The 1,844-nt window shown below is 39.5% G+C and carries 1 protein-coding gene; it reads right to left on the bottom strand.

Annotated elements, in window-relative coordinates; genetic code table 11:
* Positions 1–107 precede the first annotated feature (107 nt).
* Positions 108–1,679 carry an IS1182 family transposase gene (locus GKP30_RS23305; RefSeq protein WP_216831869.1) on the bottom strand — a complete coding sequence of 524 codons (1,572 nt, stop codon included), beginning with the start codon at positions 1,677–1,679 and terminating at the stop codon, positions 108–110.
* Positions 1,680–1,844: the final 165 nt, after the last annotated feature.

Below are 1,844 nucleotides of genomic sequence, written 5' to 3'. Positions count from 1 at the left end.
AGAGGCTGGGACATAACTAGCCAAAATAATTGTAAAAAGGTTCCGAACATCAAAGAAAACGATGTTCGGAACCTTTTTAGTTCGTTTTTTCATATTCTATTCTCCGATTAACCGCTTGTGGCGATGTACTTTCTCAAGTTCACCGCCAAGAACGCAAACCCTAATTCATTTTTCACCTTCTCTTTGCCCCTCACTGACAGACGAGTGAAATGCAAATTAGCCTTCAGAAATCCAAAAACTGGTTCCACATCGGTTTTACGCTTACCGTAGATTTCACCAGTTTTCTCTTCTGAAAGCTGTTGTCTAACGTATTCTTTTTGTTGTTCCCATTTTTCGTTGTACTGTATTTTCCGATGGTGGCCTTCTTTAGCCTTGGTGCATTGGGAACGGAATGGACAGCCTGAACAGTCTTCACACTCATAGACCTTAAACGTTCGTGTAAATCCATCTTTGTCTTTTCGATTCGATAGGTATCGGAACACTAAGTTTTTCCCATTTGGACATGTGTAAAAATCCGTTTCCTCGTTATAGTCCCAATTGGTGGAGTGGAAAGCGTTATTCTTATATTTTTTCTTCTTCTCTTTACGATACATGTTATAAGTAATTAATGGGGTACGCTCTCGATGTTCGATTACATCTATGTAGTTTTGTTCACTACCATAGCCTGCATCAGCGACAATATATGGGGGCAGCTTAAAGAAACCTTCCTCGATTTTGTCCAGAAAAGGGATGAGTGTACGTGTATCTGTCGGGTTAGAGAATACATCAAAAGCGAGCGTGTATTGTCCTTCCGTCGCAATTTGCACATTATAACCAGCTTTTAGTTGGCCGTTCTTCATGTAATCATCTTTCATTCGCATAAAAGTGGCATCATGATCTGTTTTTGAATAACTGTTTCTCTCTCCGAATATGGCCATGTCGTTTTGGTATTTTTGTTTGCGAGCTACAAAATCTTTGAACTGCTTCCGATACTGCTTCGGAGCTTTGCGTTCCGAACGAAGTTGTTTTCGTTCACTTACATCTTTACTCGCTTCGATTTGGTTATCATATTCCTCAACCTTGGCATCAAGCTTTTCCACTACTTTTACGAGTTCTTCCGTAGATAGTTCATCCAGGTTTTCTCGTTTGATTTCTGGAATAATTTCTTTTTCCAACAACTCATCATACATTTGGTTGGACTTCTCCACCAAATTGGCGCTGTACTTTTCAACCGCTTTACGCCAAACAAACGTAAACTTATTGGCATTCGCTTCGATTTTTGTTCCGTCAATAAAAATGGCTTCTTCCTCTATCAACTTTTCTTGTACGAGCTGACAACGAAATTGGACGAAGCATTGGCGTAGTAATTCCTGAACTTCTGGATGGACACGAAAACGATTGATGGTTCGATAACTCGGTTCATATCCTTGAGCTAACCACATCATGCGAATACTATCTTTGAGTAATGCCTCGATCTTTCTTCCAGAGAAAACAGATTGCGTGTAAGCACATAAAATGACTTTCATCATCATCCGTGGATGGTAAGCAGGGTTACCCGTTTCACGTAGGAAGCTAGCGAATGCTTCATCAGGAATCTGTTCCACAAGATCATGGACGGCGTAGGCGATATCATTTTCTTGAAGTTTTACTTCTAAATCTAGCGGCAAAATGAGTTGATTCATGGTATAATGTTTAAACATAAGGATACCTCCGATGGGTTTTGGTGTGGTAACTTTAATTTTATCAGATGGTATCCTTATTTAAATCCAAAAACTATTAAAATTTAAAAAATAAAGAGTGGCACTCACCCTCATTAGGGTGAATGCCACTCTATTTTTTATTTACTGGGTTTTGTCCCAGCCTCT

The sequence above is a fragment of the Alkalihalobacterium elongatum genome, from assembly GCF_019024285.1.
Taxonomy (GTDB): Bacteria; Bacillota; Bacilli; order Bacillales; family Bacillaceae_F; genus Alkalihalobacterium; species Alkalihalobacterium elongatum.
The sequence above is the reverse complement of the archived record's forward strand: the minus strand, read 5'-3'. Positions and strand labels throughout refer to the sequence as shown.